Source organism: Arenibacter hampyeongensis, from assembly GCF_002909255.1.
GTDB lineage: Bacteria > Bacteroidota > Bacteroidia > Flavobacteriales > Flavobacteriaceae > Arenibacter > Arenibacter hampyeongensis.
The window spans coordinates 933,249-958,857 of sequence record NZ_PIOB01000001.1; the positions used below are offsets into that span (position 1 = coordinate 933,249).

At 40.6% G+C, this 25,609-nt stretch carries 23 protein-coding genes; 17 read left to right on the forward strand and 6 right to left on the reverse strand.

Features of this window, described 5'->3' with window-relative positions; genetic code table 11:
* The first annotated feature begins 16 nt into the window (after positions 1-16).
* From CWD91_RS03820 to argH, 16 genes are all read left to right on the forward strand, one after another.
* On the forward strand, positions 17-1,363 hold the full coding sequence (locus CWD91_RS03820) for an NAD(P)/FAD-dependent oxidoreductase (protein WP_103439592.1): 1,347 nt from the start codon (positions 17-19) through the stop codon (positions 1,361-1,363).
* Positions 1,364-1,372: 9 nt separating this feature from the next.
* Complete coding sequence (locus tag CWD91_RS03825; RefSeq protein WP_103439593.1) at positions 1,373-2,953, forward strand: 4Fe-4S binding protein; 1,581 nt, start codon at positions 1,373-1,375, stop codon at positions 2,951-2,953.
* Between the two features lie 159 nt (positions 2,954-3,112).
* Positions 3,113-3,802, forward strand: a complete 690-nt coding sequence (locus tag CWD91_RS03830) for a glycosyltransferase family 2 protein (protein ID WP_103439594.1) — start codon at positions 3,113-3,115, stop codon at positions 3,800-3,802.
* Position 3,803: 1 nt separating this feature from the next.
* Positions 3,804-5,288 (forward strand): cellulose synthase family protein, encoded by a 1,485-nt coding sequence (locus tag CWD91_RS03835; protein WP_103439595.1) that lies wholly within the window; start codon positions 3,804-3,806, stop codon positions 5,286-5,288.
* Positions 5,289-5,551: 263 nt separating this feature from the next.
* On the forward strand, positions 5,552-6,937 hold the full coding sequence (mptB, locus tag CWD91_RS03840) for a polyprenol phosphomannose-dependent alpha 1,6 mannosyltransferase MptB (RefSeq protein ID WP_317045597.1): 1,386 nt from the start codon (positions 5,552-5,554) through the stop codon (positions 6,935-6,937).
* Positions 6,938-7,154: 217 nt separating this feature from the next.
* On the forward strand, positions 7,155-7,784 hold the full coding sequence (locus CWD91_RS03845; RefSeq protein WP_103439596.1) for a GNAT family N-acetyltransferase: 630 nt from the start codon (positions 7,155-7,157) through the stop codon (positions 7,782-7,784).
* A 42-nt stretch (positions 7,785-7,826) separates the two neighbouring features.
* Positions 7,827-9,017 carry an argininosuccinate synthase gene (argG, locus tag CWD91_RS03850; protein WP_103439597.1) on the forward strand — a complete coding sequence of 397 codons (1,191 nt, stop codon included), beginning with the start codon at positions 7,827-7,829 and terminating at the stop codon, positions 9,015-9,017.
* Complete coding sequence (gene argC, locus CWD91_RS03855) at positions 9,010-9,984, forward strand: N-acetyl-gamma-glutamyl-phosphate reductase (RefSeq protein WP_103439598.1); 975 nt, start codon at positions 9,010-9,012, stop codon at positions 9,982-9,984. Before argG ends, argC begins: the two co-directional genes overlap by 8 nt.
* A 109-nt stretch (positions 9,985-10,093) precedes the next feature.
* A complete protein-coding gene (gene proC, locus CWD91_RS03860) occupies positions 10,094-10,888 on the forward strand; it encodes a pyrroline-5-carboxylate reductase (protein WP_103439599.1) in 795 nt (264 codons plus the stop codon).
* A 59-nt stretch (positions 10,889-10,947) separates the two neighbouring features.
* Positions 10,948-12,075: an aspartate aminotransferase family protein gene (locus CWD91_RS03865; protein WP_103439600.1), complete on the forward strand. Its 1,128-nt coding sequence runs from the start codon at positions 10,948-10,950 to the stop codon at positions 12,073-12,075.
* Positions 12,072-13,268 carry a glutamate-5-semialdehyde dehydrogenase gene (locus CWD91_RS03870; RefSeq protein WP_103439601.1) on the forward strand — a complete coding sequence of 399 codons (1,197 nt, stop codon included), beginning with the start codon at positions 12,072-12,074 and terminating at the stop codon, positions 13,266-13,268. The genes CWD91_RS03865 and CWD91_RS03870 overlap by 4 nt, the downstream gene beginning before the upstream one ends.
* 35 nt (positions 13,269-13,303) lie before the next feature.
* Positions 13,304-14,065: a glutamate 5-kinase gene (gene proB / locus CWD91_RS03875; protein WP_103439602.1), complete on the forward strand. Its 762-nt coding sequence runs from the start codon at positions 13,304-13,306 to the stop codon at positions 14,063-14,065.
* 4 nt (positions 14,066-14,069) lie between these two features.
* Entirely contained in the window at positions 14,070-15,008 is a 939-nt protein-coding gene (locus tag CWD91_RS03880) for a Rossmann-fold NAD(P)-binding domain-containing protein (protein ID WP_103439603.1), read from the forward strand.
* Positions 15,009-15,670: 662 nt separating this feature from the next.
* Entirely contained in the window at positions 15,671-16,450 is a 780-nt protein-coding gene (argB, locus tag CWD91_RS03885) for an acetylglutamate kinase (protein ID WP_103439604.1), read from the forward strand.
* 2 nt (positions 16,451-16,452) lie between these two features.
* Entirely contained in the window at positions 16,453-17,520 is a 1,068-nt protein-coding gene (locus CWD91_RS03890) for a M20 family metallo-hydrolase (protein ID WP_103439605.1), read from the forward strand.
* Between the two features lie 75 nt (positions 17,521-17,595).
* Positions 17,596-18,876, forward strand: a complete 1,281-nt coding sequence (gene argH, locus CWD91_RS03895; protein ID WP_103439606.1) for an argininosuccinate lyase — start codon at positions 17,596-17,598, stop codon at positions 18,874-18,876.
* A gap of 351 nt (positions 18,877-19,227) precedes the next feature.
* On the opposite strand, the gene CWD91_RS03900 is transcribed toward argH, so the two are convergent.
* Entirely contained in the window at positions 19,228-19,692 is a 465-nt protein-coding gene (locus tag CWD91_RS03900) for a hypothetical protein (protein ID WP_103439607.1), read from the reverse strand.
* Between the two features lie 66 nt (positions 19,693-19,758).
* Positions 19,759-19,950, reverse strand: coding sequence for a DUF6090 family protein (locus CWD91_RS23050; protein WP_103439608.1), 192 nt, complete (start codon positions 19,948-19,950; stop codon positions 19,759-19,761).
* Positions 19,951-20,416: 466 nt separating this feature from the next.
* Between CWD91_RS23050 and CWD91_RS03910 the strand changes: the two genes are divergently transcribed.
* Positions 20,417-21,403 carry a metallophosphoesterase family protein gene (locus CWD91_RS03910; protein WP_157943708.1) on the forward strand — a complete coding sequence of 329 codons (987 nt, stop codon included), beginning with the start codon at positions 20,417-20,419 and terminating at the stop codon, positions 21,401-21,403.
* A 184-nt stretch (positions 21,404-21,587) separates the two neighbouring features.
* On the opposite strand, the gene CWD91_RS03915 is transcribed toward CWD91_RS03910, so the two are convergent.
* The 4 genes from CWD91_RS03915 to CWD91_RS03930 all read right to left on the reverse strand — a co-directional run bounded on the left by CWD91_RS03915 (position 21,588) and on the right by CWD91_RS03930 (position 25,593).
* The gene (locus CWD91_RS03915) at positions 21,588-22,529 is read right to left on the reverse strand and encodes a bestrophin family protein (RefSeq protein WP_239985642.1); all 942 of its coding nucleotides are present in this window, start codon (positions 22,527-22,529) and stop codon (positions 21,588-21,590) included.
* Between the two features lie 922 nt (positions 22,530-23,451).
* On the reverse strand, positions 23,452-24,018 hold the full coding sequence (locus CWD91_RS03920; RefSeq protein WP_192877629.1) for a DinB family protein: 567 nt from the start codon (positions 24,016-24,018) through the stop codon (positions 23,452-23,454).
* 52 nt (positions 24,019-24,070) lie between these two features.
* Complete coding sequence (locus CWD91_RS03925) at positions 24,071-24,607, reverse strand: Crp/Fnr family transcriptional regulator (RefSeq protein WP_103439611.1); 537 nt, start codon at positions 24,605-24,607, stop codon at positions 24,071-24,073.
* Positions 24,604-25,593 (reverse strand): NAD(P)-dependent alcohol dehydrogenase, encoded by a 990-nt coding sequence (locus CWD91_RS03930; protein ID WP_103439612.1) that lies wholly within the window; start codon positions 25,591-25,593, stop codon positions 24,604-24,606. Before CWD91_RS03930 ends, CWD91_RS03925 begins: the two co-directional genes overlap by 4 nt.
* Positions 25,594-25,609 lie beyond the last annotated feature (16 nt).

Consider the following 25,609-nt stretch of genomic DNA (forward strand, 5'->3'; position numbering starts at 1 on the left):
CAACAACCAAGGACCTATGGAACACATTGTTATTATTGGTAATGGAATTTCGGGTATTACGGCAGCACGCCATATTCGAAAACTATCCGACAAAAAAATCACCATTATTTCCCCGGAGAGCAATTATTTTTTTTCTAGAACTGCATTAATGTATGTCTATATGGGACATATGAAGTTTGAGCATACCCAACCCTATGAGAATTGGTTCTGGAAAAAAAATAGATTGGATTTGGTGCACGGTTATGTTGCTAAGGTAGATACTGCCAATAAAAGGTTACTGTTAAAAGGTTCTGAGGAAATTGGATACGATAAACTGATAATTGCCACTGGTTCCAAATCCAATAAATTTGGATGGCCCGGCCAGGATTTGAAAGGTGTACAGGGGCTGTATTCCAAACAGGATTTGGAATTATTGGAAGCCAATGCGCCCAACAGGGAAGTTTGCAAAAGAGCGGTAATCGTTGGAGGAGGGTTAATAGGCATAGAGTTGGCGGAAATGCTTGGAAGTAGGGATATCCCGGTTACTTTTTTAGTGCGTGAAAAGAGTTTTTGGGATGGAGTCCTGCCCAAGGGTGAATCGCAAATGATCAATGAGCACATTTTGGAGCACCATATAGACCTAAAGTTGGATACCAATCTCAAGGAAATAGTTTCGGATGAAAATGGTTGGGCAAAGGCTGTGATTACCGATAAGGGCGAAACAATTCCTTGTAATGTGGTAGGGCTAACTGCTGGTGTTACTCCAAACATCGATTTTCTGGAAGGATCTGGTATAGAGGTAGGCAAAGGAGTTAAGGTCAATAATTTTTTGGAAACCAACATAACTGATGTCTATGCCATTGGGGATTGTGCTGAGCAACATGAGGCCATTGGCAATCGCAGGCCGATTGAGGCCGTATGGTATACGGGTAGAATGATGGGCGAGGCTTTGGCGCAGACCATATGTGGTAGGAAAAGGGCTTATAAGCCAGGGCATTGGTTTAATTCAGCAAAGTTTTTGGATATAGAATACCAAACCTATGGATGGGTGTTTACAGATAGGTCCAAAAAGGACCATGAACTGCATTTTCACTGGAGGCATCCGAGCGAAAAAATATGCGTTACAATTGCCTTTCATAAGGACACCAAGCAGCTCTTGGGGATCAATACCTTCGGAATTCGGATGCGTCATGAAATTTTAGATCGCTGGCTTACAGAGGAAAGAACAATGGATTACGTTTTGGAATATTTGAAGGATGCCAATTTTGATCCGGAATTTTACGCCAAATACGAAAAGGCCATTATATCCCATTATAACACCCAATTTGGTACGAACATTACTCCCAAAAAGAAAAGTTGGAAACGAATTTTTAGCAACGTATAAGATTTTAAGATGCAAATAATAAAAAAAATTGGGCTTTTCACTTTTCTAATTGGTCTAATCATATTTACAATTCTTCCATTCGTAGGTGAGTTTGAAGTAAGCTCCACAACCTTCGATAAAGTACTTCGGGAAAAAGGTATTTCCAGTGAAATTTTCGTTCAGGAAATGGAGAGAAATGTGGTAGGTAAAGAGTTTAGCGGTATGCTTTCATTATCACCTAAAATCTCCAATGCTCTTGAGACTGCCAATACCCAACATAGAAAGAATAAGGAGTACAAAAAGGTCATCTATACTGGTCCGCATGACATGGCCGCCGCGGTGGGAAAAGTTGGAGGAAGTGGTTTTGTGGTGGATAATAAAGGGCTAATGTGGTTCCTGACCTTTGGCCTGGGAATATTGGGGGCTTTACTTTTTATTGTTCCCGATGTAGTATTGTTGGGTCTAAAAGGAATTAAAAATAATGGTATTTACCATGAGAATGCCACAAATAGGGGATGGATTGCCTGGATGGTCTTCGTTTTTCTGGTTTCTTTTTATTTAGTGCTGTACTTTAGATCGGAATATGCTGTAAATTGGACGTATCTCGTAGATCCCATCAGTGAATTTTTAAGTGGTAATCCTGCCGGGCATTGGTTTGTTTATGGATTTATGTATTGTACGGTAATGTCGGTTATGGCCGTTCGCATGTATATTAAATACAGGCACAATATGTACCAAATGGTGCGCACAACATCTGTATTGTTCTTTCAGATTGTCTTTGCCTTTCTGATTCCGGAAATAATGGTGAGACTCCAAATGCCGTATTATGATTTTAAAAACGCCTTTCCTTTGGATTACGATTTCTTTTTCCAATGGAATCTAAAGTCCCTGTTGAACAGTGGTGGAATAGGTCTCTTTATTTTGGTTTGGGGAATTGTACTTACTTTGGTAATCGTTCCCGTTATGGTCTACTTTTTTGGGAAGCGATGGTATTGTTCCTGGGTCTGTGGTTGCGGCGGATTGGCCGAGACCTTGGGTGATCCATACAGACAGCATTCCAGTAAATCCTTATTTTCTTGGAAGGTAGAAAGGTGGTTGGTGCACAGTGTATTGGTCTTTGCCGTGGGAATGACCTTGATGACGCTCTACAGTTTTTTTACGGAATCCAGTACCGTCTTGGGGTTAAAAACACAGAGTGTACAAAGTGCCTATAGCCTGTTGATAGGTGCATTTTTCGCGGGAGTGATCGGTACAGGGTTCTATCCAATTTTTGGAAACAGGGTATGGTGTAGATTTGGCTGTCCCTTAGCGGCATATTTAGGTTTTGTACAACGGTTTAAGTCGCGCTTTAGGATTACCACCAATGGGGGTCAATGTATTTCCTGTGGTAATTGCTCTACTTATTGTGAACAAGGTATAGATGTTAGGGCCTATGCACAAAAGGGAGAAAATATAATTAGATCCAGCTGCGTAGGTTGTGGTATTTGTTCTGCAGTTTGCCCAAGAGGGGTCTTAAAGTTGGAAAACGGACCTCTAAAAGGAAGAATTAACCCTACGGAAATTCTTTTGGGGAATGATGTTGATCTAATGGAATTGGTAAATAAAAAATAAGTCTGCGCTGGGGCCAATATTATTATGCCATACAAAACTTGAAGATTTATAAATTGTTAAAAGTATTGATACCTTTGCGCTTTTAACGGGGCTATGGGTATTTAGGATGCCTCAGGTAAGTATCTATGGACAAATAAGAATCATTCTTCACATACACTAATGACCGATATCAAAGTAATAATTCCTGCCTATAATGAAGCTGATTCCATTGCAAGCGTAATAAAAGAAATCCCTAAAATTGTTTCTGAAATAATTGTCGTAAACAATAATTCTACGGACAATACAGCCCTTAATGCAAGGGATGCCGGAGCAACCGTTCTCACGGAAAATAGAATGGGTTATGGTTATGCCTGTCTTCTAGGAATTAATTATATATCCAAACAATCCAAAACACCCGATGTTATCGTATTTATGGACGGAGACTATTCGGATTTCCCCGAAGAGCTTTCCAAAGTGGTAAAACCCATAGTGGAAAACAATATGGATTTCGTTATTGGGGCCAGAACAAAGGAGTTGAGGGAAATGGGATCCATGACCCCGCAGCAGGTTTTTGGAAATGCATTGGCCACCACTTTAATGAAATGGTTCTTTGGAGCTTCTTTTACAGATCTGGGTCCATTTAGAGCCATAAAGTACAACAAGCTAATGGCGCTGGAAATGCAGGATAAGACCTACGGTTGGACCGTGGAAATGCAGTTGAAGGTTCTAAAAAAGGGATTTACATATGTCGAAGTACCAGTGCGTTATAAAAAAAGAATTGGCATATCAAAAGTATCAGGTACGGTAAAAGGTACTATATTTGCAGGCGCAAAAATTCTAGGTTGGATTTTTAAATACAGTTTAAAATAAAATGGGACTAACAATTACTTACTTTATCATTACAATTTACAGTATTTCTTTACTATTAATATTCTTTTATAGCTTGGCACAGCTTAATTTACTGGTCAACTATTTAGGTTATAAAAGGAGAAATCAGGTTGCTCCAAAATACAATTTACTTGATCCAAAAGAAATACCATTTGTAACCATACAACTTCCTATTTATAATGAAGAGTATGTAATGGAGCGTTTGTTGGACAATATCGCCAAAATAGAATACCCTAAAAGTAAGTTGGAGATTCAGGTTTTGGATGATTCCACTGACGATTCCGTATTGGATACTGCAAAGCGTATCCAAGCCCTTCAAGAGGCAGGACTTGATATTACACATATAAGAAGAACTAATAGACAAGGATATAAGGCAGGAGCCCTAAAGGAAGGTCTAGTTTTGGCCAAGGGAGAGTTTATTGCCATTTTTGATGCAGATTTCTTGCCATCCAGTGATTGGTTGAAGAAAACTGTTATCTACTTTAAGGATCAGGAAATAGGTGTTGTTCAAACAAGATGGGGGCATATCAATAGGGAATATTCTACTTTGACACGTATTCAGGCTTTTGCTTTGGACGCCCACTTTACATTGGAACAAGTAGGACGTAATGCCAAAGGGCATTTTATAAACTTCAATGGTACTGCTGGTATCTGGAGAAAGGAATGTATTTTGGATGCAGGAAACTGGGAAGGTGATACCTTGACCGAGGACTTGGATCTTAGTTACCGTGCACAATTGAAAAACTGGAAATTTAAGTATTTGGAGGATGTAGAGACTCCGGCAGAACTTCCAGTGGTAATTAGTGCTGCTCGTTCACAACAGTTTCGTTGGAACAAAGGTGGAGCTGAAAACTTTAGAAAAACCGTTTGGAGTGTTGTTTCTGCCAAGAACATTTCGTTTAAGACAAAGTTTCACGGCGTTATGCACTTGTTAAATAGCTCTATGTTCCTTTGCGTATTTTTGGTAGCCCTGTTGAGTATACCAATGATGTACATAAAAAATACGTTTGACCATTTGGGTTGGATTTTCGAAGCTACCAAATTCTTTATTCTAAGTACCGTTATACTTTTCGTCTGCTATTGGTTTACGTATAAGAGTATTCAGGGAAGTAGTTTTGATAATTTTGTTGACTACATTAAAATCTTCTTTACCTTTTTCTCGGTTGCACTTGGATTTTCTTTGCATAATTCCATTGCCGTATTGGAAGGCCATATGGGTAAAAGAAGTGAGTTCGTCAGGACACCAAAATTCAATTTGAACAGTATAAAGGACAGTTGGAAAGGAAATAAATACTTGGCTACCAAACTTTCTCCCAACATGATTTTGGAAGCGGCCTTAATGCTTTACTTCCTGTTTGGAATGTACAGTGCCATTCCCTTAAACGATTTTGGACTTTTTCCATTTCATTTTATGTTGTTTTTGGGATTCGGTTATGTCTTCTTTAAATCGCTTATGGCGAGGGCCTAATTCAATTAAAACACAGTATTTAAAAGCCCTGTTCTGTAAAAGGAACAGGGCTTTTTGCTTTCAAAATTAATAATCCACCCTATTCCCTTGAAACTGAAGTTAGACGTGAACCGGATTCCCCCCAATGCAAGGCAATGTGGGGTTCTACAGAGGTGTATTCTTTCTAAATAATAAAAAGACTATAGTTTCATTGCCAAAATCAAAACTAGACCAGTTGTTATTTGATAATTTCATTTAAATTTGGAGATTGCTCAACTAATTAAGTGACCAAAAACTACCAGACCATTATGATCCAAAGGACCGTTTCTTATTGGAAACTTCACAAAATTCCAATGTTAATGGTGCTTTTTAGTATTCTATTTTATATGGCTTTTGGGTACGATTTGGATCGTGCAGATTTTATAAAATTATTAAGCCTTTATTCGGTCCTGTTTTTTTTGTGCTATAAGCTAATTCAGTTTGAAAAATGGAATTTTAAGTTTCTGGCCATTTCCGGAACGCTTTTCCGATTGATGCTACTTTTTGCCGAACCCAACCTATCCCAAGATTTTTATAGATTTATTTGGGATGGTCAATTGATCAACAATGGCATAAGCCCCTACCTTCACATGCCTAAAGATCTGATTATTGGGGGTGGGCAAATAATGCACAATGCCGGAGAGTTGGTAAGTGGAATGGGAAGTTTGAGTGCTTCAAATTATAGCAATTATCCACCTTTAAACCAGATTATTTTTGCACTGTCCACGTGGTTGGCCGGAAAAAGTATAGTTGGGAGTGTACTGGTTATGCGGACCATTATAATTCTGTCCGATCTGGGAATTCTGTATTTCGGCCGTAAGTTGTTACAAAAACTCAATAAATCCACGCATCTGATCTTTTGGTATTTTCTAAATCCCATGGTAATTTTGGAACTGACGGGAAACCTTCATTTTGAAGGGGTAATGTTGTTCTTTTTTATATGGTCCATTTATCTTTTGTTCATTAATAAATGGCTGTTGGCCGCTATTGTGTATGCATTTTCTATCTCTATAAAATTGGTGCCCTTACTATTTCTGCCATTGTTCTTAAAATATTTCGGAATCAAGAAAAGCTTGCTCTTTTATGGGGTTGTGGGTATAACATTGGTCCTATTGGTACTCCCATTCCATTCCCCGGAATTGGCGGATAATTATTTACAGACGGTTGGACTTTGGTTCTCCAATTTTGAATTCAATGCCGGACTGTACAACCTCATTAAAAAAGTGGCCTTAAATTTTGATGCCAAACCATGGGAGCTTATTAAGGATTATGGAAAAATAACGCCCATCGTCGTCATTGCCTTGGTAGCCCTGTTTGCGTTTGTACGAAACAATAAAAAAATATCAAGCTTGATGACCTCTATGCTTTGGGTCTTAACGCTGTACTATTTTTTGTCGGCGACCGTGCACCCATGGTATATTATTTTTCTATTGGTTCTATGCCTTTTTACCGAATTTAGATTTCCCATTGTATGGTCCTTTAGTGTTATATTTAGCTACTGGGCCTATTCCAATGAGGGGTTTAAGGAGAATTATTGGTTGTTGTCTATTGAATATATTTCAGTATATGGTTTCATGATCTATGAAATTGTTAGATTACATAACAAAAAACTACTTTTTAGTAATAATTAGCACTTCAAATACAAAAATTCATTTTTATTTGTACTTTTGATGGTATAATGAATAACTCATATTACATACTTAATGCTAACAAGGTGTCTGACCTTGCTTATTCATTTACGCCTACACGTCGTCGCCCGTAAGGGTGCGCTTCTTTTATGGAAATAGGTGAGTCCATTTCCCTCTCAAAAAAAATAAATCATAATTTTAATTCTAAAAGCAACATTCAATGAAGATTGTTATTGCTAACGATTCCCATTTTAAATATGCCGAGATCATCTGCGAAACCATTGCAGAGTCGGCCAAAGTGCGCGGCACCGGGATTGCTAAGCGTACTCCTGAATATATTCAAAAGAGACTGCATAATGGTAACGCTATTATCGCCTTGGATGGAGATAAATTTGCAGGTTTCTGCTATATAGAGGTCTGGGGACATGAGAAGTTTGTCGCCAATTCGGGCCTTATCGTACATCCGGATTATAGAAACCAGGGTTTGGCAAAGCAAATAAAAAAGGAAATTTTTGACCTATCCAGGAGTAAATTTCCCAATGCCAAAATATTTGGGATCACAACGGGATTGGCAGTGATGAAGATGAACTATGAACTGGGCTATAAACCGGTTACTTTTTCTGAACTCACTACAGATCCCGAGTTTTGGAAAGGCTGTCAGACTTGTAAAAATTTTGATATCCTTACCAGGACAGAACAAAAGATGTGTCTTTGTACCGGTATGCTGTACGACCCGGAAACTAAAGCAAAGGAAATCAAACAGGAGCCCAAGGAAAAATTAAATTCCAAGGCATTTCAAAGATTAAAAAGTATTAAGGAAAGTTTATTCCTAAACAAGAAAACAAAGTAGTGGATCAATACTACTATGAATAAATAATAAGATAAGTTTAGCATGAAGAAATTAGTTTTAGCATATAGTGGTGGATTGGACACTTCCTATTGTGCAAAGTATTTATCAAAGGATCAAGGATTTGAAGTACATGCCGTAAGTGTAAACACTGGTGGGTTTTCAAAGGAGGAAATAGATAGCATTCATAAAAAGGCCTTGGAGTTGGGGGCCACCTCATACACTTCTATAGATGCAGTACAAACCTTTTATGAAAAGGTAGTAAAGTATTTAATTTTTGGGAATGTATTAAAAAACAACACCTATCCTTTATCGGTAAGTGCGGAACGAATTGTTCAGGCCATTGAAATTGTAAACTACGCCAAAAAGGTAGGCGCCAAATATATTGCCCACGGTAGTACCGGGGCAGGGAACGATCAGGTAAGGTTTGATATGATCTTTCAGATTATCGCTCCAGAAATTGAAATCATTACCCCTATAAGGGATAACAAATTGGCTAGGGAAGCTGAAATCGCATATTTAAAACAGAATGGGGTTGATTACCCTTGGGAAAAGGCCAAATACTCTATTAATAGGGGTCTATGGGGTACCTCGGTTGGAGGTGAGGAAACACTTACCTCACATAAGTCTTTGCCCGATTCTGCTTATCCAAGTCAACTTCAAGAAACAGAACCCAAACAATTGAAACTTACTTTTCACAAGGGAGAATTAATTGCTTTGGACGGTGATAACGATACTCCTGTGAACAATATCGTAAAATTGGAGGCTATTGCGTCCAAATATGCTATTGGTAGGGACATCCACGTTGGGGATACCATTATTGGCATCAAAGGTAGGGTAGGATTTGAAGCACCTGCTTCCTTGATCATAATCAAGGCCCACCATTTGTTGGAAAAACACACCCTTACCAAATGGCAACAGTACCAAAAGGAACAACAAGGTAATTTCTATGGCATGTTGTTGCACGAAGGAAATTATTTGGATGAGGTAATGCGCAATATTGAGGCCTTCTTGACCGATACTCAAAAGAACGTTAGTGGTGATGTCTTTGTAAGTCTGCACCCTTATCGATTTGAATTGGACGGGATATCCTCTTCGCACGATTTAATGAACGCCTCTTTTGGAAGCTATGGTGAGATGAACAAAGGATGGACCGCGGATGACGCCAAAGGATTTATTAAAATACTTTCCAATTCCGGAAAAATATATAACCACGTAAATCAGAATAATGATTAAAGTAGGTATTATTGGTGGTTCGGGGTATACTGGAGGGGAACTCATTAGAATTCTCCTGAACCATCCCAGTGCAACTATAGATTTTGTTTTTAGTACTACCAGGGCGGGCAAAAAGGTTACCACGGCCCATCCGGACCTATTGGGGGTTACCGATCTGGCATTTACAGGTGAGGTTAACAAGGATGTAGATGTGGTATTTCTTTGTCTTGGGCATGGGAACTCCACTAGTTTTTTAAAGGAAAATGAGTTTTCCAAAAATACCAAGATCATAGATTTGAGTAATGACTTTAGGCTGGAGGCCGATGCCGTTCTAGACGGAAAAGCTTTTGTCTACGGTTTGCCCGAACTTAAGAAGGAAGAAATTAGGAAGGCGAAATACATTGCCAACCCAGGTTGCTTTGCCACCGCCATCCAGTTGGGATTATTGCCATTGGCAAAGGCCCATAAACTGGATAAACCGGTACATGTCAATGCCGTTACCGGAAGTACAGGAGCAGGAGTAAGCCTTTCGTCAACCTCACATTTTAGCTGGAGGAACAACAACGTATCCTGGTATAAGCCTTTTACACACCAGCACCTTGGGGAGATAAATGAAAGCTTGCACAGTCTTCAAGAAAATACGGGGGAACTTTTTTTCCTACCTAATAGGGGTAATTTTACTAGAGGGATATTGGCCACGGCCTATACAGATTTTGATGGGAGTTTGGTAGAAGCCTATGAACTTTACAACGATTTTTATAAGGATGCGGTCTTTACACAGGTGACGGAAGAGGACATCAACCTAAAGCAGGTGGTGAATACCAACCAATGCCATATTCATTTGCACAAGCACAACAATACCCTACTGATTACCTCTGCCATAGATAATTTATTGAAAGGGGCTTCAGGGCAGGCAGTACAAAATATGAATTTGGCCTTCGGATTTAAGGAAACAGAAGGCCTGCAATTAAAAGCCGGTGTATTTTAGTATTGTTGGCCCTTGAATGGTAATGGCAATATTTAAACCGATCAACAATCATTTAAACCAATCAACAGCTTCCCACGGTTTTGGGAAGGTGATAAATAACTATTAAAGAATGAAAATAGCCATAATTGGAACAGGTAATTTAGGGTTGTCCATAGCAAAAGGCATTTTGAACACTAACGGCGCCACATCCATGGTCCTTACCAAGAGAAATCTAAGTGGGCTTAAGGAAATTGAGAAATTTGGAATTGTGACCACTACCACTGATAATAGGGAAGCAGTGTCCAAATCGGATATTCTAATATTTGCAGTTCAGCCAAACCAATTTGTAAAGATATTGGGGGAGGTTAAGGACATTCTTACAGATAAACATGTTATTATTTCCACCATTACCGGTTTTAGTATTGCCAAAATGGAAGAAGTTATTGGCCCTGATCACTATATTATTCGTGCCATGCCCAATACCGCTATTTCTGTAGGGAAATCCATGACTTGTATCTGCTGCAATGAGAAGGGTGCCAAAAGGATCGACTTGGCCAAGGCCATCTTTAACCGTATGGGGCATTCCATGCAAATTCCGGAAGACCAGATGCAGGCCGCTACCGTTATTTGTGCCAGTGGAATTGCGTTTTGGATGCGATTGATACGTGCCACCACACAAGGGGCCATTCAATTGGGATTCGATGCCAAGGAAGCACAGGAATTGGCCATGCATACCTGTAATGGGGCTGCTAGTTTGTTGATAGAATCTGACAGTCACCCAGAAAATGAAATAGATAAGGTAACTACCCCAAGGGGATGCACCATTTCCGGATTGAACGAAATGGAACACCAGGGACTTAGTTCTTCCTTGATAAGAGGTATAGTTGCTTCATTCGACAAAATAAACGAGATTAAAAAAGGTTAACCTTGTCATTAAACCTACATGGTTTTTAGGCATAAGAGGTTCAAAATATAAGATATAAGATGGAATTATTTGATGTATACCCATTATATAACGTAACCCCTGTTTCGGCAAAGGGAATCGTGGTCACCGATGATAAAGGACAGGATTATTTGGATTTTTACGGTGGACATGCCGTAATCTCCATAGGACATTCCCACCCACATTATGTGCAAAGATTAAAGGAACAGTTGGACAAAATAGGTTTTTATAGCAATGCCATCCAGAACCCTGTTCAAGAAGCCTTGGCGCATAAATTGGGGAAACTTTCGGGCTGTGAAAATTACAATCTCTTCCTGTGCAATTCAGGGGCGGAGGCCAACGAAAATGCCTTAAAATTGGCATCTTTCCAAACAGGTAAATCTAGGGTAATCGCTTTTAAACACGGATTCCATGGGAGGACTTCTGCCGCTGTGGCCGCCACTGACAATGAAAAAATAAATGCCCCTATAAACAAGCAACAAAAGGTAACCATACTTCCCTTCGAGGATTTGGCAGCGTTTAAAACCGAAATCTCCAAAGGAGATGTTTGTAGTGTGATCATAGAAACCATTCAAGGGGTAGGAGGTTTAGATCAACCTTCCCAAGAATTTTATCAAAATATAGCTTCCCTTAGTAAGGAAAATGGTGCCTTGCTTATTGCAGATGAGGTGCAATGTGGCTATGGTAGAAGCGGTAAGTTCTTTGCCTTTCAGCATTACGGAATCAAACCGGACATTATTACAGTAGCCAAGGGAATGGGTAACGGATTTCCTATTGGTGGAGTCCTGATCCATGAAAGTATTAAAGCTTCCTACGGAATGTTGGGAACCACTTTTGGCGGGAATCATTTGGCCTGTGCCGCAGGACTGGCGGTATTGGAAGTAATCGAGAAAGAGAATTTAATAGAAAATGCCGCCGAACTTTTTGAATATTTCAAGGCAAAGGCAGCTGCTATCCCCCAGGTAAAAAGAGTAAAGGGAATGGGGCTTATGCTAGGGTTGGAATTTGATTTTGACGTGGCTGAGCTAAGAAAGAAATTGATCCATAACCAACATATGTTTACCGGTGGCGCAAGCGATAAACACGTTTTGAGGGTATTGCCGGCATTGAATATTACCAAAGGAAATTTGGATCAATTTTTTGATGCCTTAAAAAAAGAATTGGCATGAGTTTATATTTAGACATATCCCAAAGAAATGCGGTGCTCAATACCATGGCACAACTGATCGATGGGGAACGAAATACCATTCTTGAGGTCAATAAGAAGGACCTGGAGGCCTATAATGGTGATGATTTGGCCATGTACGACCGACTAAAGGTTGACGATGCCAAGATTGAAGGTATGATCTTATCCCTTCAGCAGTTGGCGGGCCAGGAAGATCCTTTGGGATTGGAGCGCTTTAATTTTACCCATGAAAATGGGATGCACGTCAGTAATAAAACGGCCCCTTTTGGCACGGTCCTGATCATTTATGAATCCAGGCCCGATGTTACCATAGAAGCGGCGGCCATTGCCTTTAAATCTGGCAACAAAATTTTGTTGAAAGGCGGAAAAGAATCGCTTCAAAGCAATTTGGTACTGGTAAATTTTTGGCATAAATCCTTGGAGCAACACGACATTTCCAAGGATTGGGTAACTTATTTGGAATTCAATAGGGAGCAGACCCAGGCCTTTTTGGAAAAGCCTACCCAAAAGCTGGATCTTATTGTACCTAGGGGAGGGGAAAAATTGATTGCGTTTACCAAAAAGCATGCTACATGCCCGGTAATCGTCAGTGGTAGAGGAAATAATTTCCTATACGTACATCCTAAGGCGGACCTTAAAAAGGCAATGTCTATTATTCTGAATGGGAAGACCACAAAGATTTCGGCATGTAATGCTTTGGATAAGGTGTTGATAGACAGTGAATTGCCCAACAAAGCAGCTTTTATAAAGGATTTGATAGCTGAATTAAAAGCGAAAAATGTAGAGATTTTAGTGGATAATAGTCTGGTTGGCACAACAGACACTTCAGCAATTATGGGAGAATGCATCTGGTTTGAGGAATTTTTGGATTATAAGATTCTCATCGGGGAAGTAGGAAACACGGAGGAAGCTGTTGAAAAGATAAATACCTATGGCGGAGGCCATTCCGCGGTAATCGTTACTGAGGAGGAGCAGGAGGCCAACCTATTTATGAATTCTGTGGATTCTGCGGCAGTATACCATAATGTATCCACCCGTTTTACGGATGGAGGACAATTTGGACTGGGCGGGGAACTGGCCATAAGTACGGATAAATTACACCAAAGGGGGCCCATAGGACTGCAACATTTGGTGACCAACAAATGGTATGTTAAAGGTGATGGTCAAATAAGGTAGTACCCAGACCTAACAATAGGTCTAAAAAAAAGAGCATGCAGAAGAAAAGAATATTATTAAAAATAGGATCCAACACCCTTACCAAGGAAACAGACCATATTTCTAGGGGAAAAATTGAGGATATTGGTAGGCAGATTGCTAAACTTAAGGATAAGTACGAATTTATCATTGTAAGTTCAGGAGCCATAGCCGCCGCCAAACAGTTTGTAAAATTGGAACACAACGGGCAGGAGATTACCGTTAAGCAGGCCTTGGCCTCCATTGGGCAGCCCCATTTAATGCGTATTTTCCAGGAGAATTTTAGAGAATTGGGATTATTTACCTCCCAATGTCTTTTATCATATTCCGATTTTGAAAGGGAAGTTTCCAAGGAAAATATCTGCAATACCATCAATGTCCTGGTGGCCAATAACTTCATCCCGATTATTAACGAGAACGACACTGTTGCTACCGATGAGATTCAGTTTGGGGACAATGATAAATTAGCAGCGTTGACAGCCGCCTTGATGAAGGTTGATCTATTGGTCATAGCGACCAACACTGATGGTATTTACACCAAGGAATCATTTGCCGATAAGGATCCAAAAACCATTAGATTGGTAAGTAATTTAATCGATTTGCAAAAAGAGATAAGCAATTCCAAATCTTCCCATGGTACGGGGGGAATGGAATCCAAGATCGAGGCCGCCAATATAGCGAGAAAAGCAAATATTGAAACCTGGATCGTGAATGGCCTAAAAGACAATTTTATTATTGATGCCCTCGAAAACAAAACCGCTTTTACAACCATAAAATAAAGAAATGCAACACTATTTATCCTTAAAAGATATCGATTCCCTACCGCAATGGGTGGAAGAAGCTAGATCATTAAAGGCGAATCCGCTTCAATTCAAAGCTTTGGGACAGACCAAGACCATATGTTTATTATTCTTCAACAACAGCCTTAGAACCCGTTTAAGCACACAAAAAGCGGCCATGAACTTAGGGATGGAAGTTATTGTGATGAACTTTGGAAGCGAAGGATGGGCGTTGGAATATGGAGACGGTACCATCATGGACCAAGGCACTTCCGAACACATCAAGGAAGCTGCTCAAGTAGTGGCCCAATATTGTGATATAGTAGCTATTAGGGCCTTTGCCTCTTTGACCCATAAGGAACAGGACGAGGCTGAGGTGGTCATGAATGGTTTTAAAAAATATGCCGGTATTCCGGTGGTGAATATGGAAAGCTCTGTGGGGCATCCTTTACAGGCTTTGGCTGATGCTATTACCCTTGCGGAAAACAATACAAAGAAAAGACCCAAGGTGGTCTTGTCCTGGGCACCACATCCAAAGGCATTGCCACATGCAGTGGCCAATTCCTTTGTGGAAATGATGCATTTGCAGGAGGCCGATTTTGTTATCACCCATCCCAAAGGATACGATTTAAATCCGGAGGTGACCAAGGGCGCCAAAATAGAATTCGATCAGGACAAGGCTCTGGAAGATGCCGATTTTGTTTATGTAAAAAACTGGAGCAGCTATCAGGATTATGGTAAGGTGGTAAACCAGGATAAGAATTGGACCATGACCAATAAAAAATTAGGCCATGCCAAGTTCATGCACTGTTTGCCCGTAAGACGAAATGTGGTAGTAGCCGATGAGGTTTTGGACGGCAATAACTCCTTGACCATTCAACAGGCCAATAATAGGACCTATTCTGCACAGATCGTGTTGAAGAAGTTGTTGGAGAGCTTGTAGGGGTAGGCTTTTGGAAGTTGGCAGTAATCAGTATACAATTGGAAGTTGACAGTGAACAGTGGGCAGTATACAGTTATCAGTAAACAGTATTCAGTGAGCAATAGCAATGTCTTATGCTCGTCACTTCGAGTGGTTTTATGGAGTGAAACGAAATAAAATTGTATCGAGAAGTTAAAGGTGTAAAGTAAACAGTGAGCAGTAACTAGTAAACAGATTTTTTTGCTGCGCTACGCTTGCCTGACGGCTGGGCAGGCTCGCAATGACCAAAATAGGTGGCTCCTTCCCTTGGTTAAGGAAAGGTGGATTCTCCGACCATAGGAGGAGAAGACGGAAGGGATTGAAACTAAAGGTTAATTCTTTTGCTCGAATAGTATTAATTAGTGCCACGTCAGTAGACTTTACTCTGCAAGGAGTGTTAGGCATTTGGCAGTTAACTGTAATGGGAAACAGTGAAAAGTAATAAGTAAACAGATTTTTGCCGCGCTATTCCTGCCTGATGGCTAGGCAGACTCGCAATGACGAAAATTAAGCGCTCCTTCCCTTAGCAAGGGAAGGTGGATTCTCCGACCATAGGAGGAGAAGACGGAAGGGATTGAAACCGTAGGCTGGTTAATTTGAGCAAAAAGATCAATTACACCCCAAGCGGGTAGTAAAAAAAGAACATGAAACAAAAACTATCTATAATAAAAATTGGTGGGAACGTAATTGAGAATGAAGGGGAACTCAACAAGTTTCTGGATTCCTTTTCCGCCATGGAAGGCCCTAAAATTTTGGTGCACGGTGGTGGCAAACTGGCTACCCAAATCGCAGAAAAGTTGGGAATCGAATCCAAATTGGTAGGAGGAAGACGTATTACCGATGAAGAGGGACTAAAGGTAATTACAATGGTCTACGGCGGGTTGGCCAACAAGAATATTGTGGCACAATTACAGGCCAGAGGAGCAAACGCCATTGGCCTTAGTGGTGCCGATGGGAATACCATTCGGGCCGTGAAAAGACCGGTACGGGAAATAGACTACGGATTTGCGGGAGATGTGGAGGAAGTAAATGCAGCGGCAATTGACAAATTGTTGCAGGCCGAATTTGTTCCGGTCTTTTGTGCCATCACCCATAACAAAGAAGGGCAGTTGCTGAACACCAATGCCGATACCATTGCCTCGGAAGTGGCCATTGGGATGAGCGGGAACTATGACACCACTCTTTACTATTGTTTTGAAAAGAAAGGGGTATTGTTGGATATTGCGGACGAGACCTCGGTTGTAAAACACCTGGAGCCTAAGAACTACCAGGATTTATTGGAAAAGAAAATTATAGCGGATGGCATGCTTCCAAAATTGGAAAATTGCTTCCATGCGCTTCATAAAAATGTGGGCAAGGTCTGTATTGGGGACTTGGATATGCTAAACCCTAAAACCACCTTATTTACCACGATTACCTTATAAACATGGATCAACAAAAACTTACGGAAAAGGCTATTGCATTGTTACAGGAACTGATTTCAATTCAGTCGTTTTCCTCCGAAGAAGATAAAACGGCAAATGCCATTGAAGCATGGTTTACACACTTCAACATCCCTTTTAAACGGGAGAAGAACAATGTGTATGCCTTTAATAAATACTATGATGAGAACAAGCCGTTATTATTATTAAACTCGCACCACGATACGGTAAAGCCCAATTCGGCCTATACCAAAGACCCTTTTCATCCACATATTGAGGATGGAAAATTATTTGGTTTGGGCAGTAATGACGCCGGAGGATGTCTGGTATCATTGATCGCTACCTTTACCCATTTTTACGCCCAGGAAAACCTAAACCATAACATGGTAATCGTGGCCTCTGCAGAAGAGGAAAGTTCAGGGCCCAATGGTCTAAACAGTATGTTGCTCATCCTTCCAAAAATAGATGTGGCCATAGTAGGGGAACCTACTTTGATGAATTTGGCCATTGCCGAAAAAGGCTTGGTGGTTTTTGAGGGCAAGGTAAGTGGAACACCCTCGCATGCCGCCCACCCGAACGATAATAACGCCATTTACAATACCATTGAGGTACTACAGTGGTTTAAGGACTATAAGTTTCCCAAAGTATCCGAAGTGTTGGGCGAAGTAAAGCTTACGGTAACCCAGATAAGTGCCGGTAACCAGCACAATGTTGTGCCCGGACATGTGGATCTGGTAATAGACGTGCGTGTAAACGACTGTTATACCAACAAGGAAATCGCGGATATGCTCACTGCGGAAGCACCCTGCGAGGTAAAACCCCGTTCTTTACGCTTAAACTCTTCTTCCATCAATAGGGAACATCCTTTGGTTAAATCGGGCTTGGCCTTGGGCAGAAGCAGCTATGGTTCACCTACCCTTTCGGATCAGGCGGCCTTATACTGTCAGTCATTAAAATTGGGACCTGGAGATAGCACCCGTAGTCACTCCGCGGATGAATTTATTTATGTAGCGGAAATTGAAGAAGGAATAGATTTGTATATTCAGATCTTGCAAGGATTCTTGAAACAATGAACAATTAGCAATTAACAATTAAAAATGTAGATTTTTCATTGTAATTGACCATTAATAAACAAACAAAAACGACAAATGAAACTTTGGGACAAAGGATTTAGCACCGACAAAAAAATAGACCATTTCACGGTGGGCAATGATAGGGAACTGGATTTGCTTTTGGCAAAATACGACGTAATCGCCTCCAAGGCACATGCAAAAATGCTGGGTAAAATTGGTCTGTTGACCCTTAAGGAAACCGATTCCCTGGTACATGAGTTGGACAATATAGCCAAGACCATAGAGAACGGCACCTTTACCATAGAGGATAGTTTTGAGGACATGCATTCCAAGATTGAATTCCTGCTAACCCTAAGGTTGGGCGATGCCGGTAAAAAGATCCACACCGCCCGATCTAGGAACGATCAAGTTTTGGTGGCCATGCATTTGTACCTAAAGAACGAATTATCAGAGATCAAGGAACTGACCAAGGATTTGTTCCACCTCTTATTAATTTTGGCCGATAAGCATAAAAAAGTGATGTTGCCGGGCTATACCCACTTGCAGATTGCCATGCCCTCCTCCTTTGGACTATGGTTCTCCGCCTATGCCGAAAGTTTGGTAGACGATCTTTATTTTGTGGATGCCGCCTATAAGGTAGCCGATCAAAACCCCTTGGGAAGTGCTGCGGGTTATGGAAGTTCTTTCCCTATAGACCGTAGTTTTACTACTGAGGAAATGGGCTTTGAAACCATGAAATACAATGTAGTGGCCGCACAAATGGGCCGTGGCAAGGTAGAAAAAGCAGCAGCCTTTGGGATGAGTAGTATTGCCTCCACCCTGTCCAAAATGGCGATGGATATCTGCCTGTATATGAGCCAGAACTTTAATTTTGTCTCCTTCCCGGATGAGCTTACAACAGGTTCCAGCATTATGCCCCATAAGAAAAACCCTGATGTTTTTGAATTGGTGCGGGGTAAGTGTAACCGACTTCAAACCGTGCCCAACCAATTGGTATTGATCACCAACAACCTGCCCAGTGGCTATCACCGGGACCTGCAATTGGTAAAAGAGGTAATCGTACCTGCCATACAGGACCTAAAGGCCTGTTTGGAAATCCTGACCTTTAGTTTAAAGGAGATACGGGTCAACGAAAATATTTTGGACGATCCCAAATACGACTATTTGTTTAGTGTGGATACTTTGAACGAATTGGTATTGACTGGCACTCCTTTCCGTGATGCCTATAAGAAAATGGGCAAGGAGATCAATGAAGGTACCTTTACTCCCAAAAGGGATATACGCCACACCCACGAAGGCAGTTTTGGCAACCTTTGCTTGGCAGAGATCAGAAAGAAAATGGATAAGATTTCCTGATCAGCAATCAGTAAACAGTTTCCAGCGAACAGAGGGTTAAAGTCCAAAGTTCAAAGTCCGTCACTTCGAGTGATTTTATGAAGTGAAATGAAATAAAATTGTATCGAGAAGTAGACGATGAACAGTAAAAAGTGAACAGTTTTCACCGGTCAGTGAGCAGTTGATTTACAAACTAATTCATAAAATAAAGAGCTCCTCCCTTTAGGCCTGTACTGAGCGGAGTCGAAGTGCGAAGGGAGGTGGCTTCGACGTAGGAGAAGACGGAGGGTTCTGATTGCTCGAGCCTAGGGGCTTTGCGCAGTAAAAGGTATAGGCACGAGCGTGACACTCGCTCCAGCGGGGCTTATTATGTTATTCTAGTTGATTAATTTCTGTATTTACTCTCTTATTTAAATCTATGGCTCTTTTTAAAGTGGCTGAAAAATAGCGATTATAAATATATTTGAACAAAGAGGAATTCTTTGAAACTATTTCCCTAAAATGAGTGTCTTCAATTAGTAATTCATAATTCTTTGGAACAGTTTTAGAATTTTTAGTCAGAAATTTTGAGAATTCCTCTTTGTATACATAAATATTAATAAAGTCTAATATTTCTCTCTCCCAAGTTTTCATTAATTCATAATCATTATCATATAGATACGTTATTTCAGTTCTTAAAATTTCATTGGAGATAGTTTCAAGTCCTCGCGATTTAAGCATTTCAAAACCGCTTGTATTTTGCCAAAAATGTGGGAATAAAGAAAAACTTTGAAGATGGAGTTCTAAAGTATCATCATACGGTCTTTTATTGTCTAAATAATCTAATATTATTTTCATATGATTTATAGATTTGGCAAGAAGTCTGTCATTTTCCTGTAGGTCTAGTACATCTAATTCGAGGTTTTAATGTATTTCTTTAAGAATATAGAGTTCAATTTTTCTTGCTTTTTTCGCTTCATTCCAATTGTTTATTTGCAGAGCAATTAGAATACCTATAACTAAGAGAAATATTTCTCCAACCGCATATAACATGTATTTTTTCAGGCTACCTTCATACAACAGTTTTTGCCTTATTCTCCGAAGTAATTTTAACATGGTTTCCACATTTTATTTTGCTTCAATGACCACCTACATAAGAATATGGTAACAAGTACCTATATTCCTATTTTAGATAAACTGTTTTTTAATACATTTCTGTGTATAAAAAATCCTATTAATTCTTAAAAATTTTCGTGGATGTGCAGCGGAGGGAATACTTCAACCAAAAGATGGCTACTAACTTTCTAAGGTAGTGAATATATGGTTTCGGATTGGAGTAATCGATAAAGTTCAAAATTCTTCGGTGAACGACCTTTTTCAGTAAACAGTTCACAGTAGTCAGTTTTCAGTAAATGGGAATCAGCGATGTTGGCTTACAGTGAAAAGTGGGCGTAGCAGCCAATTCAATATGAGCCCAATTTCAGGGATTCCCAAGGATAACAAAAATATAATCATGATTTTGTGTCAAAGGGAATTACTTTCTTATTATTGTAAACTGTTAACCATAATAACGGCAGTACTTATGAAATCCAGATTTGTTTTTTTGTTTGCAATAATTTTATCTTTCTCAGTCCATTCCCAAGACATTTCCCAGTTACATTTTAACGGAAACAAAGAATTTAAGGTGGTACAGTTTACGGATACCCATATTAATGTGGAACGTGGCAAAAACTTGGATGCCTTTACTACCATTAAAAAAATATTGGCCATAGAAAAACCGGATTTGGTGGTTTTAACGGGGGATATTGCTACTGATGGCAATCCTGAAAAAACATATAAAGAATTTGAAGCTATTTTTACCGAAGCCAAAATGCCCTGGATCGTCACCCTTGGTAATCATGATTCCCAAGCTGATCTTTCCAGGAAAGAAGTGGCAGATTTCCTTCGGAAATTAAATTACTGTTTAAATGATGACCAGGGCGATACCTATGGTAACTCCAATTTTGTATATCCTGTCCTTAGTACTGATAATAGGAACGAAGCGCTTATTTACATTATGGATTCCAATGCCTATAGCACCTTAAAACCTGAAGTGGATGGTTGGGGCTGGTTTGATAATAGTCAAGTAAGCTGGTACAAGGAAAAAAGCAAGGAATTTACCCAACTAAATAATAACGAACCCCTACCTGCCATTGCCTTTTTTCATATTCCGTTGCCGGAGTATTACCAGGCATGGAAGAATAAAAAAGTAAAGGCCATTGGGAAGCGAAAAGAGCAGGAATGTGGACCGGAAATTAATACGGGCATGTTTGCGGCCATGCTGGAAGGCAAGGATGTGATGGGCACTTTTGTGGGCCATGATCACAATAACGATTATATAGGGGTGCACTTTAATATGGCCTTGGCCTATGGTAGGGTTACCAAAACAAAAACCTATAACAAAGCGCCGATCGAAGGGGCAAGAATAATTGTTTTAAAAGAGGGGGAACGTAGCTTTGATACCTGGATCCGAGAGGTAAACGGCAAAAAAGTCTACACTTGTTCATGGCCGGATTCTTTTCTGGAATAAAGTTGTTGTAAAAAGGGTGGGACGGACCTCCCCCACTCCCAAGGTAGGGGAGCAACGGGAAATAGACCTTCCCTGCATAATAGAAATGTTATTACTTTTTGAATAGACTCCTAGCTAAATTTCTTCAAGAAGAACCAAGGCTCGCGCTCGCGGTGGTTGTAACTGGCATAATAGGCCCTAAACCTTAAAATTGAACCCCGTGCTCGGCAGGAAATTGCAAGGGGATGTCCTCCTTGTTTTCTCCAAGGTTTTGCCTTAGGTCGATTTCAATTCCCCTTGCAATGGTAGAAATGGGAACGTCATTGGCAGTGCCTTCAAACGGATTTTCTCCCGTACGGCCGATTCTTTCCATGGTATGGAACATCCAGGCCACAGCGGTATAAACGGGGATTGAGAACAAGATAAATAAGTCGCCCAATAGGGAGTGTTTATCTGCGAATCCCTGGCCAATTTCTACAAATTGTGGCACCAATGCCATAGGAAGAAGGAGTAATAAAAGCCACATAAAATAATGGTTGAGGGAAGCATATTGTCTGGGGTATGGGAAATTCTTGATGCGTTCCGTTTGCCCTTGAACCGTTAGAAGCTCTTGGACAAGTCCTTCCAGTTCAAGAAACGAGAACTCCCAAAGCATGCCGTTTTCCTTAAGTTTTTTCAGGTGATGGGATTGTAAATATAAAATGGCGGTCTGATGATTATCCTTGTTCATTACATACTCCAAATCGGTTGCGGACAAATACAGTTGTAAATCCGCTTCCAAGGGAAATTTCTTTTCTGGTGGCTGTACGCCCCATTCGCGATTTGTCTTATTATTGCTGGTGGTTTCCCATGGCTTTGGCTGCCGCATGGCATGTCTTAATGCCGTCATCCATGCAATATGCCGGTGGGTGAGTACTTTCACCTCTGCTTGGATAGTTTCTTCTGATATAGCCTCCTTAGCATGCTCATTGGAGAGCATGTCTTGAACAAATACACCAAAGGTGCGGGAGGTGTTGACAATTCCGCCCCAAATTTTTCTAGCTTCCCATATACGGTCATAAACAGCATTATTTTGAAATCCGATGACGAACGCCACTGCTGTACCGATCAAGGCCATTGGTGTCCATGGAATTCTAAACCAATCCATATCTAGGAAATAATAGCCCAGAACCCACAAAACAATTATGAAAATGAACCAAAGGGTTTCAAACCGTGTCCATTTGGCCATAGTTAGTATTCGATAAACTTTTCCTGTGTACATAGGTGGTTAAGGGTATTGGTTCTGTTATAAATAGTGGTCAATAGTGGTGTAAAGGTTGTAATACACTACCCCTAAATATAGTAAATCCATTTTTTATTGGGGGTGGTTATATCAGTAAACAGTTATAAGTTAATAGGAGTCAGTAATGAGTAAGCAGTGCATAATGTCGAAAGTGGAATGTCGAAATATTCAAAAATCAGATTGTCGCGCTACACCTGCCCGACGGATAGGCGGGCTCGCAATGACGTAATGCTGCATGGTGGTAGACCGGCGGAGTCGAGACTTATAAAGAGAGACCAATGGTGTGCGACTTCTCGTCGTCCCAGAAAAAGGGACTCTGTCGAAGTGACTAATTAGGTAATTACGAGGAGCTTTGGTAACGAAGCAATCTATTCACTCAAAAAACCGACTGCCGCGTTTCACTCGCAATGACGAAAATAGATAGGCTCCTTCCCTTGGTTAAGCCTGTCCCGCGTTTTTCTCGGGAGGACAAGGTGGGTTCTCCGACCAAAGAAGAAGAAGATGGAAGGGATTGAAAGCCCAAGACTTTTGACATTTCACAATTGGCCTCCGCTAGCGTGAGGGTCACACTTGCCCGCAAAAGGCAGGCTCTTGCTAAATCCTTTTCAATGAAAACCAAATAATTCTCAGATAAAGTGGGCCTGCCTAGCCGTTAGTTTGGAGCGGCGTGGCAATCTGTTTCTTTAATATAGAGATTGCTTCGTCGTCAAAAACTCCTCGTAATAACGGTAAAATGTCAGGTCGAGCGCAGTCGAGACCTATAAGGTGATACCTCGATTCTTTCTTTCTAATCAGATGACCTGCTGCCAGCCTCCTTCAAGACCCTTTCCGCCTGGACCAAGTGGCGCTGATTGTGATAGATGACCACCCTAAACGTATCTCCCAATCTGAGTTTGATCCATTTGGAAATGGAGATAGCGGTTTCGGTTTTAACAAGGTCTGCCCGTGAGGCCAGTTTCAGGACATTGATCAAACCTTGTTGTTGGGCAATAAATGTGATGAGTACCGTCTTATCCAGAGAACTGCCCATGGGATTCATGTTGCTAAAGGTTTTCATCTTGTTCAACTTTTCCTTGGGAAGCATAGTATTGGCAAAATAGTTGCCCAACCAGCCGCTTTTGAATTTTTCTGAAGGCCGGTGTCGAGAGGCTTTTAGCTGCTTTTCAATTTCAGGAATATAAAAATCTCCATATCGGTTTAAATGTTCCAAACATTCCAAAATACTCCAGCTTTCAGGAGAGGCTTTCCAGTTTAAAGTTTCCAAAGGCAGGGTTTTAAATTGTTCTGCCTTGGCCTTATATTCCTGGCTGCGCTCCAACAAATCCTCCAATAAGTCCTTAGATGCTATTTCCATTGTTTTTTAGGGCAAAATTGGCTGCTTTTAGCAATTAAAACATTGATTTGAATTAAGATTTTTTAATCCTTGAAAGCGTTTCAGGAGTCATTCTTAAATAGGAAGCTATGTATTTATGTGGTATTTCCTGAAAGAGTTGGGGACTGCGCTTTAGGACTCTTTTATACCTTTCCAAGGGGGACACGGTTAAGATATCCCGTTCCCGTTCCATCTGTTGTAAGACCAGATGCTCCAATATAAGTTGCCATCTTCCCATATTTTCTGGGGAGGACCTAATATAATTAGTAAAGACCGACTTGCCAATGACTTTAAGTTTGGTTTTTTTTAGTACCTGTATATATAAATCGGAAGGCGCTTCATTTAGAAAAGAATCCAACGCCGCTATAAAATTGTCCTTATAGCCAAATCTTATGGTGTGTTCCTCATTTTCCTCCACCACAAAAATTCTTAAACTGCCCTCTACCACCCAGTAGAGGTTAGTGTCTAAGATTCCCTGGACCTTTACATATTCGTTCCTACCCAGTTCCAGTTCTGCGCTCCATAAGCCTTCCCTGTCTATTTGTTCCTTTAGGTGGGTAACGGGATTCATTTTTTTATTTGATTATTATTAATGCGAATTACAATTTTCCCTTTATGTTTTCCCTCACCAAAATACTGGATCAATCGCCCTGCATCTTCCAGGGGATATGGGCCGTCTATTTGGCATTTGATCTTCTGCTGAGCCATCAGGTCACAGATATAATCCAACCCAATATTTGATTTTAGGGCAAGTATTTTTAAACTTTTAGAGCTTAACAGGGGTACAAGTTTGCCCCAAAGCAACAATCCAATTAGATTGAAAGGCTTGCCGCCTATACTTACATAACGCCCATTGGGGTTTAAGGCTTTGAGATAGGTTAGTGGAGCTTTGTTGGACTTACAGTCCAAGATAAGGTCGTACCGCTCTCCGGCCTGTGTGAAATTCACCTTTTTATAGTCGATCACCTGATCATAACCAATGGCTGTCATCATAGCCAGTTTTTCTTGGGCATCTACTCCTGTTACTTGACAGTTATGAAGTTTGGCCAACTGTAGCCCAATGGTGCCCACACCGCCACCGCCACCGTTGATCAAAATTTTTTGTCCGTCTTCTATGTGTCCTATGTCCCGCAATGCCTGTAAAGCCAGACAGGAGGCATGCGGAACGGCTGCTGCTTCCTCAAAATTTAGGGCTTGGGGTTTCTGTATAACCGCATTTTCGCTAATACTTATATATTCTGCAAAGGTGCCAAAGCCATATTCCGAGGTATCGCCCATAACCGCATCCCCAATTTTAAACTTCGTGGACTTTGCCCCAACGGCTACAACGGTACCTGATAATTCCATTCCCAAAAGGCCATTTTTGGGTTTAAAAAGTCCGAACATTAAACGGTATAAATATGGTTTTCCCGAGACGAGAAACCAGTCGTAGTCGTTTACGGTAGTGGCATGGATCTTTATCAGCACCTCATTGTCCTTTGGGGAGGGTATTGCAGCTTCTTTTACCCTAACCCCCTTTTCTGGCGAGCCATATGCTTCACATTTAATAACTTTCATTTGGATCTATTGATGT